At 43.0% G+C, this 14,994-nt stretch carries 16 protein-coding genes; 11 read left to right on the top strand and 5 right to left on the bottom strand.

Features of this window, described 5'->3' with window-relative positions:
* Window positions 1-540, top strand: coding sequence for a hypothetical protein (locus GVT53_RS10200; RefSeq protein WP_166248549.1), 540 nt, complete (start codon window positions 1-3; stop codon window positions 538-540).
* Window positions 537-1,199, top strand: coding sequence for a P-loop NTPase family protein (locus GVT53_RS10195; protein ID WP_166248548.1), 663 nt, complete (start codon window positions 537-539; stop codon window positions 1,197-1,199). Before GVT53_RS10200 ends, GVT53_RS10195 begins: the two co-directional genes overlap by 4 nt.
* An 11-nt stretch (window positions 1,200-1,210) precedes the next feature.
* Here GVT53_RS10195 and GVT53_RS10190 read toward each other — a convergent pair whose 3' ends face one another.
* Both GVT53_RS10190 and GVT53_RS10185 read right to left on the bottom strand, forming a co-directional pair.
* A complete protein-coding gene (locus GVT53_RS10190) occupies window positions 1,211-2,602 on the bottom strand; it encodes a hypothetical protein (protein ID WP_166248547.1) in 1,392 nt (463 codons plus the stop codon).
* Window positions 2,580-3,611, bottom strand: coding sequence for a nucleoid-associated protein (locus GVT53_RS10185; protein ID WP_166248546.1), 1,032 nt, complete (start codon window positions 3,609-3,611; stop codon window positions 2,580-2,582). The genes GVT53_RS10190 and GVT53_RS10185 overlap by 23 nt, the downstream gene beginning before the upstream one ends.
* A gap of 311 nt (window positions 3,612-3,922) precedes the next feature.
* Here GVT53_RS10185 and GVT53_RS10180 point away from each other — a divergent pair, with 311 nt between their 5' ends.
* Genes GVT53_RS10180 through GVT53_RS10145 form a run of 8 tightly spaced genes read left to right on the top strand, consistent with a single transcriptional unit; the run spans window position 3,923 to window position 10,665 of the window.
* The gene (locus GVT53_RS10180; protein ID WP_166248545.1) at window positions 3,923-4,210 is read left to right on the top strand and encodes a hypothetical protein; all 288 of its coding nucleotides are present in this window, start codon (window positions 3,923-3,925) and stop codon (window positions 4,208-4,210) included.
* Window positions 4,210-4,488 (top strand): hypothetical protein, encoded by a 279-nt coding sequence (locus GVT53_RS10175; RefSeq protein ID WP_166248544.1) that lies wholly within the window; start codon window positions 4,210-4,212, stop codon window positions 4,486-4,488. The genes GVT53_RS10180 and GVT53_RS10175 overlap by 1 nt, the downstream gene beginning before the upstream one ends.
* Entirely contained in the window at window positions 4,481-6,892 is a 2,412-nt protein-coding gene (locus GVT53_RS10170) for a TraG family conjugative transposon ATPase (RefSeq protein WP_166248543.1), read from the top strand. Before GVT53_RS10175 ends, GVT53_RS10170 begins: the two co-directional genes overlap by 8 nt.
* Window positions 6,889-7,494, top strand: coding sequence for a conjugal transfer protein (locus tag GVT53_RS10165; RefSeq protein ID WP_166248542.1), 606 nt, complete (start codon window positions 6,889-6,891; stop codon window positions 7,492-7,494). Before GVT53_RS10170 ends, GVT53_RS10165 begins: the two co-directional genes overlap by 4 nt.
* On the top strand, window positions 7,494-8,333 hold the full coding sequence (locus GVT53_RS10160; protein ID WP_205791912.1) for a hypothetical protein: 840 nt from the start codon (window positions 7,494-7,496) through the stop codon (window positions 8,331-8,333). The genes GVT53_RS10165 and GVT53_RS10160 overlap by 1 nt, the downstream gene beginning before the upstream one ends.
* 10 nt (window positions 8,334-8,343) lie before the next feature.
* A complete protein-coding gene (locus GVT53_RS10155) occupies window positions 8,344-8,970 on the top strand; it encodes a conjugal transfer protein TraK (protein ID WP_067029097.1) in 627 nt (208 codons plus the stop codon).
* Complete coding sequence (gene traM / locus GVT53_RS10150; RefSeq protein ID WP_067029095.1) at window positions 8,951-9,883, top strand: conjugative transposon protein TraM; 933 nt, start codon at window positions 8,951-8,953, stop codon at window positions 9,881-9,883. The genes GVT53_RS10155 and traM overlap by 20 nt, the downstream gene beginning before the upstream one ends.
* Window positions 9,880-10,665 (top strand): DUF4138 domain-containing protein, encoded by a 786-nt coding sequence (locus GVT53_RS10145; RefSeq protein WP_166248541.1) that lies wholly within the window; start codon window positions 9,880-9,882, stop codon window positions 10,663-10,665. The genes traM and GVT53_RS10145 overlap by 4 nt, the downstream gene beginning before the upstream one ends.
* Window positions 10,666-10,936: 271 nt before the next feature.
* On the opposite strand, the gene GVT53_RS10140 is transcribed toward GVT53_RS10145, so the two are convergent.
* The 3 genes from GVT53_RS10140 to GVT53_RS21245 all read right to left on the bottom strand — a co-directional run bounded on the left by GVT53_RS10140 (window position 10,937) and on the right by GVT53_RS21245 (window position 13,932).
* Window positions 10,937-13,024, bottom strand: coding sequence for a copper-translocating P-type ATPase (locus GVT53_RS10140; protein WP_417941782.1), 2,088 nt, complete (start codon window positions 13,022-13,024; stop codon window positions 10,937-10,939).
* Window positions 13,025-13,040: 16 nt separating this feature from the next.
* On the bottom strand, window positions 13,041-13,334 hold the full coding sequence (locus tag GVT53_RS10135) for a phosphoribosylpyrophosphate synthetase (RefSeq protein ID WP_090294862.1): 294 nt from the start codon (window positions 13,332-13,334) through the stop codon (window positions 13,041-13,043).
* 178 nt (window positions 13,335-13,512) lie between these two features.
* Window positions 13,513-13,932 carry an HYC_CC_PP family protein gene (locus tag GVT53_RS21245; RefSeq protein ID WP_067029091.1) on the bottom strand — a complete coding sequence of 140 codons (420 nt, stop codon included), beginning with the start codon at window positions 13,930-13,932 and terminating at the stop codon, window positions 13,513-13,515.
* Window positions 13,933-14,539: 607 nt separating this feature from the next.
* On the opposite strand from GVT53_RS21245, the gene GVT53_RS10130 reads away from it, so the two are divergent.
* Entirely contained in the window at window positions 14,540-14,920 is a 381-nt protein-coding gene (locus GVT53_RS10130; protein WP_083158111.1) for an HYC_CC_PP family protein, read from the top strand.
* The last annotated feature ends 74 nt before the right edge of the window (window positions 14,921-14,994 follow it).

The following is a 14,994-nucleotide window of genomic DNA, read 5'->3' as shown; positions in this document are numbered from 1 at the left end:
GTGGAGGACGTCAATTATATCAAACACCTGAACGGGGTGTTTGCACAATTTGCCAAGGACAACCGTTTGAACCCGACCCATATCAGTTTGTATATCGGGCTCTTCCAATTGTGGAACCAAAATTATTTCGTTGCCGACTTCTATATCAGTAGGGAAGAGGCCATGGCGTATGCCAAAATCGGGTCCAAATCGACCTATCACCGCTGCATCCGAGAGCTCAGCCATTGGAACTATATTCTGTATTCCCCATCCCACAATCCCTACAAGGGCAGCCGGATCAAGATGTTCGATTTTGGGACAAGTACTGGACAAGCACTGGACCGGCACCGTACCAAAATCGGGACAAGCAATGGACAAGCATTGGTACCTATAAACAAACAAATACAAACAATAAAAAACAATACAAACGCGCAGAAACGGAAAAAAATAAAAATGGAAGAGTTACAGGTTGATGAAAACAATAACAAACACACCCCTACTGTCCCATATTGGGACAACCTACGGACCAGCAAGGAAAAGGACTACGACGAACCGCTATGAATTTTAAGGCCCCACATATCATCATTGAAGGTGCCATAAGTTATGAACTGGGCTCCCTGAAGGGCAGGGAGATCAAATACGATTTCGAGAAGATCTTGGTCTATCTCGATGCCAAGGGAAAAATCCTTTTCGGCAATAAATTCAGGATCCATAGGGAGGACCGGGAGATCCTGTACAAGCTCAGCCTTTATTTTATCAGGGATCGGGAGCGTTGTAAGCAATATGGAATCGACGTGGATAAGGGGCTACTCCTCTCTGGACCGGTAGGTTGTGGAAAGACCAGTCTGATGAAACTGTTCAAGTTCATCGTGCCCCACCAACGGCCTTATGAGGTCATCCCCTGTCGAAACATTGTATTTGGATTTAATCATCTTGGATATAAAATCATTGGGGATTATGGGAATTCCCAATCCTTTTGTTTTGATGATCTGGGCGTGGAGCCCGATGGGGTGCATTTTGGAAAAGAATGTAATGTCTTGGGGGAGATCCTATTGTCTCGTTATGAACTGTTCACGGACCATAAGATCAAGAGCCACGCTACTACAAATCTCAACGCACAGGAACTGGAAGCAAGATATGGAAACAGGGTAAGGTCAAGAATGCGGGAACTCTTCAACCTTGTAGGATTCGATAAGGATTGCAAGGACAAAAGAAAATAGAGTCTAGATTTTCAGAAATTCTCTAAATTAAATTCAGACCTAATTCGTTTTAGTTTTTTGTTGTTTTTTATGAATCCATTTGCCTGGAAGGAAGTAATGACGAAAAATATAGTAAGCTGAAAGATTATGGCCCAATTCTCTGGTGTAATCGTACGCAAATCCAATTGGTAGGAAAAATTAATGGTTTTAATTAAAGGCCAAAGCAAATAGGTGCAAATAAATAAAAACAATATCGAAGAAATCGTGAAATATGACCAGATATACCTTTTGGCGTAGTTTAATTTTTCTTGAATATGTTTAACTATTACCCTAATCTCTTCCTTTTCGGTATCATTGTCACAAAAGAACTTATGGTCCCCTATTTTCTTGACTTTTCTACCAAAAAGCCTATATATGGACTCTAAATCCAAAAAATGATTTTTCAATGAAAAGTTTAAGATGATTGAGGAGACTAGGATTGAAAAAACGAGTCCAATCTGGAATACTGAATTTGTGGTTTTACTTAAACCAAAAAGAATTGCGGAAAATGCAATGGGAATGGAAAGAATTTTAATTGTCAGCTTGGATGTGATTTCCGCAAATGGCATCAATGAATCACTTTTAAAATCTTCATATTCTTCTCTTAAATTTTCGATGGATATGCCATGGAGATAAACTTGAAAGTCTAGATGGGCATTAGCATATATTTTATCTAAATTTTTAAAAGCGTACTCAAGCCTTTTATCCAATGGTGTACCGCTTACATAGTCAATAAGATTTTTTTTGAAGAATCTGGGAAATTGATATTTTGAATCGGCAGAGAAACAACCATCAAATAGATTGACCCTTTCAGATAAATCTATATCATCATTGGAGAAATTTGACGGTATTTTAAATTGAATCTTTTGGGTAAAGGTGGTCAATAAAAATATTCCTGTTTCTAGATTGTAATAGTCAATGAAAGTAAAATCATCCTCAGATGTATTTGAATTGGTGCCAATTTCAATCCATTTATCCAAAAAAGTTTTGAATCCAAAAGTGTTGGTAAAAAAAAAGTCATCATTGTCCCAATTTTTTGATTTATAGGCTTTACTTTCAATCCATGAAAGATGTCTTTTTGTTTTCGTATCGAAAATCAGATAATCTTTTTTTTGATCAAGTGCCTTTAACGATTTGGAAAACCTATCCTTTGAATCAAATATTGATATATTAGATATTGTGTTCCCGTCCACCAATCGAAATGTATCTGAAATCCCAGTATTTGCAAATAAGGAATCAAAGTCATGGTCTTCGAAATTTGCCAATAAACCTTTCAATACTTCCTCAGACCCATTAACCAATAATTCATTTGTCCCTTCCTGAATTTCAAAGGAATTTTTTTCAAAGAATTTGACTAAAACGTCATGCTTCGTTCTTGGATTCATAATCCTGAATTATTTTTTCCGCTAAGGTTGAATCATCAATGACAACAACACCATTTGAAACTTTCACCGTTTGGTTTTCCAAAAAGATTCTTGGAAACTGAAGCTTAATCTCACCGACTTTTACAGATATATTCCTGAACAAGTTTTTACTTGTTGTGATTAACTTAAACCTTTCCGTAAATATAAAATTGTTCTCATCACATGTATCTCGTATAAGATTTCTATTGTCCGGGCCATAGAGATGTTCACTCAAAGAATAGATATTAATAATGTCATCTTCATTGGACATAGCATAGTTTAAAACCAGTTGGAGTTTTTCAGTGGCCGAACCAGCGTGTTCCGCTTCATCAAAATCACCGATTTTTAATATTGCCTTTCTCAAGTGAATAGCATATTCACTGTTTTTATGTAATTCAGACGCACCTAACCAATTTGCAAAATAGTCTGAAACACCATCTTGTTTATTTCCACTGTAGGTAAATGAGAGATAATTCAAAAGGTCATCATTTTGACTAAGCTTATATATGTTATAGTTGACCCTGGCTGCCATAGCCAAATTGTTTGTATCAGCATATTCAACAGAATTCAATACATATTTTGAGTTTTCCGATGAATACTTGATTTGGCCACCAGTAGTGTCTCTAATGAGGAACACATAAAAAAAGTCATTTCCATTTTGTTGAGCCTCTATAAACACAAATTTCCCCCCTTTTGCTGTTTTTGTTAATTCCAAAATTGAAGCAATCGAATCAACCATTTCTGAAGTACATTCAACAAAAGTCTTTTCTGACTTTTTGAGTCCATCATACATTCCTTTGAACCTGCTGTTTTCCTTAAACTTTGTGTTGCTTATTCTATTGTCATTTCTGTAGCTGTCTACCAGGGAGTCGCAGAATTTTTCTATTGATTCATCATCAATATCAATGGTCGATTTTGATTTTACTACAATAACTGTATCGGAGAACTGTTCTTTCTCGATACTGTGAATGATTAAGTTACGATATGGCATTTATTGGTATTTGTTGGTTAATGATGAATTATCAAAACTGGGGGGAGAGAATTTACTCACGTAAAATACTAAGATTTTTTCTTTGCTTGCCTTAATACTGTAGTTTTTTCCAATTCTGGATATTTTGAAATTTTATTTTGTCCACAATAAGATGAAAATCCAAATATTGAATGTTTTTAAATGGAGCCAATTGATGGCATTTCAGTTTAAATTTTATTTTATGCACAAATACTTGATATTCAGTTATTTGAACTGAATATTCCTGTACTTTTCACATATCATTAATCGTCTAACCCTTAAACGTTTACGATATGCGGAAACCGTTCTTTATCACCTTATTATTGCTTTTTACCTCCAGTGCCGTTTTGGCCCAGATTGGGGGCATCGAGGATTCGGTCAACGATATTTCAGATACCATTCGGGCCATATTTCCCATCATATTGGGGGTCATCTTTTTAGTGGGCTTCCTTTTTAATGCCGGACATTTCTTTGGGGAGAATGCTGACCTAAAAAGGGGCATTACCCGGGTCTTGGTCTTTGTGTTGATTGCCGGGGCCGTTGTGGGCATCTTTACCTATCTCATCGGAATTGTGGTCTGATGAAACAGTTCGAGGTCTATAGGAATATACGAAAACGGGCCATGATCATGGGACTGTCCATTTCCCTGTTTGCCCTGATGATGGTTGCTGCCATCGGTTCGCTTTTGATCATCATTTTTTCTTTTCATTTTGGTGTCATCGTGTGCCTACTGCTCTTCAATGCCCTGCTCTATGGGGCATTGTTGCAGTGGGTGAAGAAACCCTTCCAATTCAAGGTAGTGCAAACCTTTCCCAAGACCATAAGCCTAAAACAATTGAATCCCTTTGACTATGTCTAAACTCAATTTCAATGCATATCACCCAATCCTGGATATCCAGAACCATGTGGTCTTTGGGAGCAATGGCGATGTGGTGTTGTGTTATCAAGTGGAATTACCTGAGATATACTCCCTTTCTGAAACTGATTTTGAGGAACTGCATGGGATGTGGTTCCAAGCCTTTAAATCCTTGCCCGGGGGTACGGTTATCCATAAGCAGGATATATATCAAAAGAAGGGCTATGATGCTAGAAATCTTCCAAGGGATACCTTTCTGGCAAAGGCTACCCATAATTATTTTGTAGGTAGGGAGCATTTGGGCCATCAGAGTTATCTCTTCTTTATACTTCCTCTTGACAAGGCATTCAATGCCACCAAATATGTCAATCCCTTTCGAAAAGTGGAGAAAGGATTGCATCGGAAACTGGATGTGCAGGTAGCGGAATTTATTACTGCCATCAACGATGCGGTATCCTATGTCAACAACTCCAAAAGCGTGTCCATGGTTCCCATGGAACCTGAACCAATATTACAGCATACCCAGGATTATTTCAATGGGTTCAATCTTGATTTTGATACGGATATCCTGCTAGGAAAAGGCCCCATCGAAATTGGTGACCATTATTTCGATGTGATTGCGATCAGCAATGAAGGTTGTTTTGGTGAAACTGTGCAAAGCAGTGTGCCCAACGGGAAATTCAGTTCGGACGGATTCAGTTTTCATAAAGGTTTTTTGGACGGTCTGGGACTGGAATTGGGGGAGAACCATATCATCAACCAAATCCTATATCTAGATCATACCCATCAATGGCGTAAACTATTGGATAAAAAAATTGAGGAACTCTCCAAGAGCTCCAATTTTGGTTCCCAGAACAAAGTGGTCCGCAACAAGGTCCAACATATCTTGGACAGGATCAATGGGGATGATACCGCACGAATAATTCGTGGCCATGTGAATATTGTTTATTGGCATACGGAAGTTGGGGTGTTGAAGCGAATTGCTTCTGGCATCAAGGCGCAATTGAAGGAACTGGATATACGACCCTATCATCCCCAAGGGGAGGAGCGCAAACATTATTTTTTGAACTCCTATCCCAGTTATGCTTCCAACTTTTCCAATGAAGATCTTTTTGTGATGGACCTGAAGGCAGCCCTTTGTCTGTATATCAACAATACCAATTATCGCTCTGATGAAACAGGAATCGTTTTTAATGATAGACAGTACAATATTCCTGTGGTCAAGGATGTATGGGACGAGGGGAAAAGGCGTATCAAGGCCCGGAACTTTGCCATTTTTGCCCCGACAGGAGAAGGGAAATCCTTCTTGGCCAATAATATCCTACGTCAATACTTTGAGGCGGATGTACGACTGGTCATTATCGATTTAGGGGGTTCTTATGCCAAATTTGCCCAATTGTATCCCGATGATCACGTGGTCCTTCGCTATGAGCAAGGCAAGAATTTGGGTATTAATCCCTTTTATATCGCCGATCCGTCCGATTTGACCCCTGAACGACTGGAAGATCTGGCCCTCTTTCTTTTGGAGCTCTTGGCTGAAAACCAGGTGACCAAATCCAAGGAAGTGGCCTTGAAAAAAGTGTTGTTGCACTATTATGATGCTGTCAGGGCGGGGCATTCCTTGGCTTCCCTATATCAATTTGTGGATAAGCACAAGGATACCTTGATCGAGGAGACCCGAGTTCATGAATCCGATTTCAATGTCTATGGATTTTTGCACATTCTTTCCGAATATGTGGATGGGGGACTGTACAGTTTTCTGTTCCATGTGGCAGAAGACCAGACCTATAAAATAGAGGACAAGCGCCTGATTGTCTTTGAACTGGACGAAGTGCGAGACAATAAGGAAATCCTGTCCGTAATGCTCAAATTGATCAAGTCCGCCATCCAACGCACCATTTGGAGGAACAGGTCGGAACGGGGCATTATTCTTTTCGATGAGTTTGCCAAGCAGCTTAAATTTCCCCATGTATTGGAGAGTGTGGAGTTCTATTACCAGGCCATCCGAAAGCAAAACGGGGCCATTGGTATCATCCTGCAATCCATCAACCAATTACCGGAAAATGCCACTTCGGCAAGTATCCTGGAGAATACGCAGGTCGTGTACAGTTTACGGAACGAGAAGGGCTATGATGAATTGGTTAGACGGTTGCACCTCTCCAACCATGATCTCAATCAATTGAAGTCCCTTAGAAACAACCTAACAGGGGAACGCAAATACACCGAAATCTTTATCAAGATCGGGAAGGAAAGCAATGTCTTTCGCCTGGAGGTGCCCCCAGAGGTCTATGCGGCCTATCTCACCGATGGGGTGGAACATGGTCAGATCATGGAACTCTTTGACCAGTTTGGGGATATGGAACGGGCCATTACGGAATTCATAAATCAACAAAAGAAAATAATATGAGAATAGATTGGAAACAAACCTTATGGAAAAATCCCCGGTTATGGATCTTAGCGCTGTCCTTGGCCCTGTTATTGCCCGCAGGCGCTGCCTGCCAAGGGATGCCGGTGTATGACAATACGAACTTTATCAGTATGACCAAATCCCTGTTGGAATCGGCCAAGCAGACCACGGAACTGTTGAAGACCGTGGAGTTTTTGAAAGAGCAGAAAGACAATATTGTCAAGGTCAACAATACCATCAAGCAATTGAAGGCGGTGCGGGAACTCGCACGGAACAACGAGATTTTGTTTCGAACGGTACAGAACGATCTTCGAGATATTCTGAACTCACCCTATATCAAGGCAGGGGAGGTGGAACAGGTATCCAGAGCCTTTGAGCAGATCATGGATACGGCCATCGATGATCTGGATTTTGTGAACCAGATTTTGTCCAGTGATTTTTTGAAAATGACCGATGCGGAGCGCACGGCCATTTTGATGGAAAAAAAAGTGCAGTCCCAGGAAATGGTGGCCGAGTTGGAGGTCAAGACCCGACGCTATCGGGAGATCATTTCCTTTCGGAGGATGCAGGACATCATCAATAATCGGGAAACGGAATACTGATGGCGGGAATCTTTTTGGGCATAGGATTGGAATATGTGGATGCCGTCTTCCAGACCATCAAGGACAGTGATTTCTCCCAATATACCATTGTGGGGATGAAGACCCTGGCCGTACTGTTTTTTTTGATCAATATTTTGAAGAAATACAATGAGGGAATAGCTTCCACCGATGGCCATACCTGGGGGTTGACCCCCACGGAACTGGCCAAGAATTTTTTGGTGGTGCTCTTGGTCATTTTCTCCACTGAGGTATTGGGAGTGTTCGATGGGATCCTGGTGGCCATTGAGGCCCAATACCGGGACACGGCTCCGGCACTCCTCCCATTACAGTTGCAGGATGTGGACCTGGAACGGGATGTGGGTGCCTTGGAAGCCGCCAAGAAAGCCATGGCACTGTTGTATGAGGCCTTGGTCACTCCTTTGTACGGATTAAAGGTCTTGGCCTTTATCATCGGGGTCATTCTTTGGTTGATGGACCTGTTCATCTATCCTTTGTTCCTTGCAGAGCGATATTTCCTATTGGGGATCCTACAGGCCTTTTTTCCCTTGGTCATCAGCTTGGCCGTCTTTGAGAAGTTTCGACCCTTGGCCTATCAGTTTTTTAAGTTGTATGCAGCAGTATATATGCTGGTTCCCGCCTTCTTTTTGGTCAATGTCTTCGTCAACAACCTTTATACGGAGATCACTACCAACTTCTGGGGGAACCTCTTTGGTTTCGATTTTGGGAGTGAATTCTTTGCCTCCATCATTGAACTCGGGACCATTGGCTTTATTGTCTTGCTCAAATTTAAATTGTACCGAAGGGCGACCAGTTTTACCCTTCGATTGTTCACCGGTTAAATTGAAGTCTATGAAAACACCTTTTAAAAGTATTGTTCATGTGCTGCGGCTCAACCGTTTTGTGGTTCTTGCCGTGGTTATCGCCTCGGGTTTGGTCTGTATGGTTGCTATGGTCCTAGTGGGCAGGATATACCGTGAATCGTTGAACGGGGCCTTCGTGGTCAATGGGGAAGGGGAGGTCATACCGCTTTCCTGGGCCGAACAACGAGATCATCTGGAAGTGGAGGCCCTGGCCCATTTGGAACAGTTTCATAGGTGGTTTTATGGGGTGGATGCCGGCAGTTATGAGAAGAACATGGAGAGGGCCCTTTGGTTGGGTAATGCCTCCGTGGGTGCTGTCTACCAACAGAAAAAGGCAGACGGTTTCTATAACCGGTTGTTGCAATATTCCCTTGTGCAAGAGGTCATCAGAATCGATGCAGAGCTGGATTGGGATGGGACTTCCTTTGCCTTTAGGTCCCAATTGCATATACGGATCAATCGGGGAACCGTCACCGATACCTATGAACTGGTGACCTCGGGACATCTGATCCAAGTGGAACGGAATTTCCCCCATAATCCACATGGATTGTTGATCACTGATTTTTTTGAAAACTCACTTCGTAAACTTGAAACTCATGAAAACACAGAAGAATAAAATAGTTTTTGTTCTGGTACTGGTATGTATGGTACTCTTTATCACCATATATAGTATCGTCACTTTTGGAAAGCCAAAAAAGGAAAGCCTTGATGTGGGAAGGATCCCCATGCCGGATCTGGAGGACACTTCAGTGGAATTTGAATCCAAACTGGAAGCCGTGGAAGCCATCAAGGTGGAAAAACAATCCACGGCACCCCAAGTATATCCCGACCACATGGTGGATGATAAAGGGTATTTCAATCCAAATTATATGGAATATGAAAAGCAGCGGATCATAGACAGTGTCTTTGATACCAATGTCTTTACTGCGAAAAAAGTTTCTGTATCGGATGTAGATGAAATGCCCCAGTTGGAGGTTGTAAAAAAGGTAAGGGAAGATGACCAAAACATGGCAATAGGTTCCCCAAGGACGGAAACGGATCTGGGACTTGCACATCAACTGTTCTTTGCCTCCAATCCAAAAAGGAACCGTCCCGATGGAAATTTACCAACTGCCGCTGCGGCCAAGGTGTATGTGGATGGAGATCAAACCCTTCGGGACGGACAACGTTTGGACTTGCGACTCACACATGACTATGTTGTGGATGGAAACAGAGTGCCAGGAGGTACCCGCCTCTATGGCTTTGTAAAGATAAGGCCCAACCGGGTGATGGTGGAACTTACCCGATTGGGGACAACCCTTATGGATATGCAAGCCTATGATGCCCAGGATGGACAGGAAGGGATTTATGTGAAGAACCATCTGCGAGGTGAAGTGGTGGATCGGTCTTTGGAAGAGGGCCTTGGAGAGATCAATGTGCCGGGTGTGCCCCAGTTCAATGGGATCAAACGCATATTTCAGCGCGATCAACGTACCGTTAAGGTTCAGATTTCCGATCATTATCAATTCTTCTTAATACCTAGATCATGAAAACACTAAACGTCATCATTGCAGTAATGCTAATGGCCTATGGACACACCGTGTCGGGCCAAAAGGCCCTGGATACCATCCGTGCCAATTCACAAATGAACGTGGCCCTTTTTTTTTCCAGTCCCATCAAACAGGCTATAACGGGAAACACTAAAGCGATCTTTACCTATAACCGGGAAGAAGCTCAATATTTTGGGCTATTGCAGTCCACAGCCAACACCATTACCAACCTTTTGGTGGTCACCATGGACGGACAAGCATATGAATTTAAGGTGGCCTATAGGGAAAACGTTGCCCAAACCCATTTTTTTGTGGACAAGGCGCATAGCATTGGTCCAGTACAGCAATTACCTGGTAAAAAAGGGGATTCCTTGGCTTCCCACACAGCTCGATTTCCTCTTTTAAGTGGATTGCCATCAAGTGATGGAAATGGTGCCTTGGCATCGGTACGAAGAAAGGGAATCCGATTGCGGTTGAAAAGGTTGGTCTACCGAAACGCTCAAGTATTTATGGTCGTAGAGGTGCGCAACCGATCAGGCATTGATTTTGAAGTAGGCACCCTTGAGGCCCTAAGGATAAATGGCAGCTTGAAACGGAGATCCTCGTATCAAGAAACCAAGTTGGAACCCCATTATATCTTTGAACGGCCCAAAATCATTAAAACCGGGACTTCCCAAGGATTTGTACTTGTGCTACCCAAATTTATCCTTTCCCCTAAGGAGCATCTAAGACTGATTCTCTTGGAAAGCCGTGGAAGCAGAAGGTTGGAGCTCAACTATTGACCTATCGATAAAGGGAAGTGGAATCCCTTTTTGGGTATACACTTTAACATGAAAACAAAATTTTGCCATAACAAAGGTTATAATGGTTACTAAGAAAGGAAATAAATTAGGAATGGCACACCTCAAGAAAAATGGAACTGGCTTCCAGCAGTATTAATACCAGAATCCAGTATTCTCTTCGTAGTGGCCTAATAGGATTGCGGGAACACTGAAAATCCGTATTGCTATTGGGAATGCACCCTTTTATATGCTAAATTGCTCTATTTGCCTATCATCCTTTGATCTGATTACTTCCTATCTTACGTTTTAACAACTGCGCATTGATGGCCACAATGATGGTGCTCAGGCTCATGAACACAGCACCGACGGCAGGGCCCATGACAAACCCTGAGGAATACAGTACACCGGCGGCCAACGGAATGGCGACCACATTGTAGGCCGTTGCCCAAATCAGGTTCTGGATCATTTTGTTGTAGGTGGCCTTGCCGAACAGGATGAGATTGGCAATATCCTTGGGGTTACTGTTGACTAAGATGATGTCGGCGGTTTCCGCCGCAACGTCTGTACCGGAACCAACGGCAATGCCCACATTGGCCTTTGCAAGGGCCGGGGCATCGTTCACACCGTCCCCGGTCATGGCCACGAACTCGCCCTTACGTTGGAGTTCTTCCACTATTTCCACTTTTTGGTGGGGCAACACTTCGGCATAGTAGCCATCCAAACCGAGTTTTTCGCTAACGGCCCTGGCCGTTTTTTCATTGTCCCCAGTGGCCATCAATACCTTGATGTCGTTCTTCTTGAATACTTGGATGGCCTCTTGGGATTCCGATCGTATCTCATCGGCCAGTGCAATGTATCCGGCCAGTTTTTCCTCGATCAACACAAATACCACGGTTTCGGCGGCATCGCTATAGGCGTCTTTGGGAATGGGAATGTTGTTGTCCCTTAAAAAACCGGGACTGACCACTTTTACCGGTTTGTCCTCCACGGTTGCCTCGACCCCTTTTCCAGTGATCGCATGAAAGTTCGAGGGATTGGGAATGGTGACCTTTTCCTCTTGGGCCCTTTTGATGATACCCACGGCAATGGGGTGTTCCGAGCTTTGTTCCAAGGCACTTGCCAGGCGAAGGACTTCATCCGGGGAATAGTTGTCATCGACCGATTGGATTCGGGTAACGCCAAAATCACCTTTGGTCAGGGTCCCCGTTTTATCAAATAACAAGGCCGATATCTTCCGGGATTCCTCAAAGGCGGTCCTGTTGCGGATCAATAGGCCGTTTTGGGCGGATACCGCGGTGGAAATGGCCACCACCAAAGGGATGGCAAGACCCAGGGCATGGGGACAGGCAATGACCATAACGGTCACCATGCGTTCCAGGGCATAAACAAAGGGGAAACCCAGGGCCAACCATACCGCCAGGGTCCCAAAACCAATGGCCAAGGCGATATAGGTCAACCATTTGGCGGCCCTATCGGAAAGGTTCTGCATTTTGGACTTGGTCTTTTGGGCCTCTTCCACCATCGTGATCACTTTGTTGAGGTAACTATCCTTGCCCGTGTGCTCCACTTTGATCTTTAAGGTGCTGTTGCCATTGACAGAACCGCCGATCACCTTGTCCTTTTCCTCTTTCTTTACAGGTTTCGATTCCCCCGTGAGCATGGATTCGTTCAGGTAACTGCTGCCTTCGACGATGGTACCGTCGGCTGGGACCTTTTCCCCCGGCTTGACCAGTATGATGTCATCTTTCAATACCGCTTCCAACGGTATGTCCTCTATGGTTTCCCCTTTGACACGGTGTGCTTCGGCAGGCATCATGCTGACCAACAACTGTAAGGCTTTTGAGGCACCAAGGACGCTCTTCATCTCTATCCAATGCCCGAGTAGCATGATGGCGATAAGGGTGGACAGTTCCCAGAAAAAGTCTTGGCCCTTCAGTCCGAATACGGTGGCCGTGCTATAGAAATAGGCTACGGAAATGGCCATGGAGATCAAGGTCATCATTCCCGGTGCACCCTGTTTTATTTCTGACCAAAAACCTTTCAAAAAAGGCCATCCCCCATAGAAATATACAATGGTGGAAAGCCCGAAAAGAAAGTAAGGGTTACCGGGAAGCAGGTATTCATACCCAAAAAAATCCTGGATCATGGGCGATAGGAACAAAATGGGTATGGTGAGTACCAGTGTTGTCCAAAATCGCTTTCGAAAGTCGGCGATCATCATTTTGTGGTGGTCATGACCCATTTGGCCATGTGCGGGGTTGTGCCCAGAATGGCCCCCAGGGCCATGGTCCATTTTGGAGTGGTCGGTCTTATCGTGGTTCATCCGTGAATGGTCGTGGTGTTGGTGCTTTTCCATCATCGGTTCTTTTTAAGGGTTATCGTAATTTTTTTCTCATTTTTTCAGAAATGTTTTCGGCATAGACGCCATAGGCATCCACCAGGATGCCCCTAATGCCATCCTTGGAGGATATGGCGTACAGCACGCTGTTGTCATCGGTGCTGCTCATCCCCTCAAAACGATGGGTCTGGTCGACCTTAAAGTCCTCCGGTCGAATTTCGATTTTAAGGGAAGCGCATTCCAGACAATGGGGCTTGAGATTAAAATCATAGGTATAGCCCTTTGCCTGTAAATCGGATATGGCTTCTGAAAGGGTATCATAATTTTTCATAGGGTTTCGATTTTGGGTTATTGTGATATAACCATTTGTTGTTACAATCTCCATTGATAAATCGTCGTTTTTACAACAGATCAGAATGTATTGTCCTGAAAATGCCCCAGCCATTTAAAGGACGAATGTCCTTACAAAGGGACAAACCAGGGCATAGTGCCCAAGGTGGAAAAAAAAATCAAATCAATAAAGTCCTGTGGAGGATAGGGAGGTTTCGTTCGACCCAAGGGGGGATATAGTCTTTAAAAGGAACAATGCTTTCCTGTAGCCCACCAAAGCTATCGGTATGGTAAAAAATGGAGGTATATGGAACTAAGAGTGTATCGAAATCAAGGTCAAAAGATCGAACCATCAGGTCATTCTTGCCGAAATTGGCATAAGTAGCCGTGCTACAGCAATTCTTTTGCTCCAAAGAACACTTCCTTAAGGGGCTTTTGGGGTTTTGAAGCTTTTGGTCGCAGGGTTTTGCCTTTCCTGTCACGGAAAAACTGACCAATTTGTTACAACAAAAATGGGCGTTGGAAGCAAAGGAAGTCGTACTGACCAATACGGAACAGGCTAGAAACAGGGATAATATTTTCGATATGGTTTGCTTCACCTATTAAAATTAAAAAAAATAGTACACCGATCATAAAACATATTGAAATCAATTCGATCTTAACTCACTCATACATTAGTAGTTTTTTGTATTCTGATAATGTGGATTGTTCCTGTTTCAAAAGTATGGGAACTACTTCTGAAAAAACATGATGGACATCATGTTTTGGATTGGGTGGAACAACTTCATATGCCCATTCGATTTCTGTTGCTTGGGCAACAGGTGAAGCTAAAGGTCAATGTGCCCGATCCACCGACAGGATGTGGTATGGGACAACCTTTGTGGCCCGGCCTAAGAAATTGGTATACCATATATTCCCTATGGAAGACAAAATAGCATAGCCCGTCCTTCCTTCATTTCTGACATAAGGCCGACCTGAAAAAGCCGTTATGTCATTGCTGGCCAGGGAACGTTTTGTCATACTATATGTAATTGAAAATCAAACCGATGATTTTGTGGGACCTGCTTAGGTTCAGGGCTGTGGAATGGCAAGGATTTTACATGAAATCGCCATAAAAAATATGTTAAATAAAATAGGGTTGTTAAAATTATTGTAGTTTTGTAATCGCATATGAAACTATTTTGGTTCAAAATATTATCTTGTTTCATGGCACTGAATGTGCTGGCCTCCACATTTTCCTTTGCGGTGGGGCAACACTATTGTGGTGAGGATCTTGTTGATTTTTCCTTCTTCGGTAAAGCGGAATCCTGTGGAATGGATGTGCAACAAGCTTCCGATTCGCATGAACATAATCTGCAAAAAAATGGATGCTGTGAAGATGAGACACTTTCTGTCCTCGGGCAGGAAGATCTTCTACTTTCAGTTGAAAATGTAAGTATAGGGGAGCATCAGTTCCTAATTGCCTTCACCTACAGTTACATCAATCTTTTTGAGGGATCACAGGAAAATATAGTTCCTGTCGTACATTACCCTCCGCCCCTTTTGGTCAAGGATATTCAGATTCTTGATCAAACTTTCCTTATTTAAGAGCATATCGATGACGTTTGGCCGTGCTATGGTTTTTGGCATGGCCCTAGGTATTTATTGCCTTTGGAACAATT

Origin of the sequence: Flagellimonas oceani (assembly GCF_011068285.1) — a bacterium.
Classification (GTDB): Bacteria; Bacteroidota; Bacteroidia; order Flavobacteriales; family Flavobacteriaceae; genus Flagellimonas; species Flagellimonas oceani.
Note: the sequence above shows the minus strand (reverse complement) of the source record. Positions and strands in the feature narration are given on the sequence as shown.

Coding starts and splice junctions, on each gene's coding strand:
- GVT53_RS10135 (WP_090294862.1), bottom strand. CDS start 13,334: ATGAAAAATTATGATACCCTTTCAGAAGCCATATCCGATTTACAGGCA.
- GVT53_RS10160 (WP_205791912.1), top strand. CDS start 7,494: ATGGCGGGAATCTTTTTGGGCATAGGATTGGAATATGTGGATGCCGTC.
- GVT53_RS10180 (WP_166248545.1), top strand. CDS start 3,923: ATGCGGAAACCGTTCTTTATCACCTTATTATTGCTTTTTACCTCCAGT.
- traM (WP_067029095.1), top strand. CDS start 8,951: ATGAAAACACAGAAGAATAAAATAGTTTTTGTTCTGGTACTGGTATGT.
- GVT53_RS10130 (WP_083158111.1), top strand. CDS start 14,540: ATGGCACTGAATGTGCTGGCCTCCACATTTTCCTTTGCGGTGGGGCAA.
- GVT53_RS10195 (WP_166248548.1), top strand. CDS start 537: ATGAATTTTAAGGCCCCACATATCATCATTGAAGGTGCCATAAGTTAT.
- GVT53_RS10145 (WP_166248541.1), top strand. CDS start 9,880: ATGAAAACACTAAACGTCATCATTGCAGTAATGCTAATGGCCTATGGA.
- GVT53_RS10175 (WP_166248544.1), top strand. CDS start 4,210: ATGAAACAGTTCGAGGTCTATAGGAATATACGAAAACGGGCCATGATC.
- GVT53_RS10155 (WP_067029097.1), top strand. CDS start 8,344: ATGAAAACACCTTTTAAAAGTATTGTTCATGTGCTGCGGCTCAACCGT.
- GVT53_RS10170 (WP_166248543.1), top strand. CDS start 4,481: ATGTCTAAACTCAATTTCAATGCATATCACCCAATCCTGGATATCCAG.
- GVT53_RS10185 (WP_166248546.1), bottom strand. CDS start 3,611: ATGCCATATCGTAACTTAATCATTCACAGTATCGAGAAAGAACAGTTC.
- GVT53_RS10140 (WP_417941782.1), bottom strand. CDS start 13,024: ATGATGGAAAAGCACCAACACCACGACCATTCACGGATGAACCACGAT.
- GVT53_RS10165 (WP_166248542.1), top strand. CDS start 6,889: ATGAGAATAGATTGGAAACAAACCTTATGGAAAAATCCCCGGTTATGG.
- GVT53_RS10190 (WP_166248547.1), bottom strand. CDS start 2,602: ATGAATCCAAGAACGAAGCATGACGTTTTAGTCAAATTCTTTGAAAAA.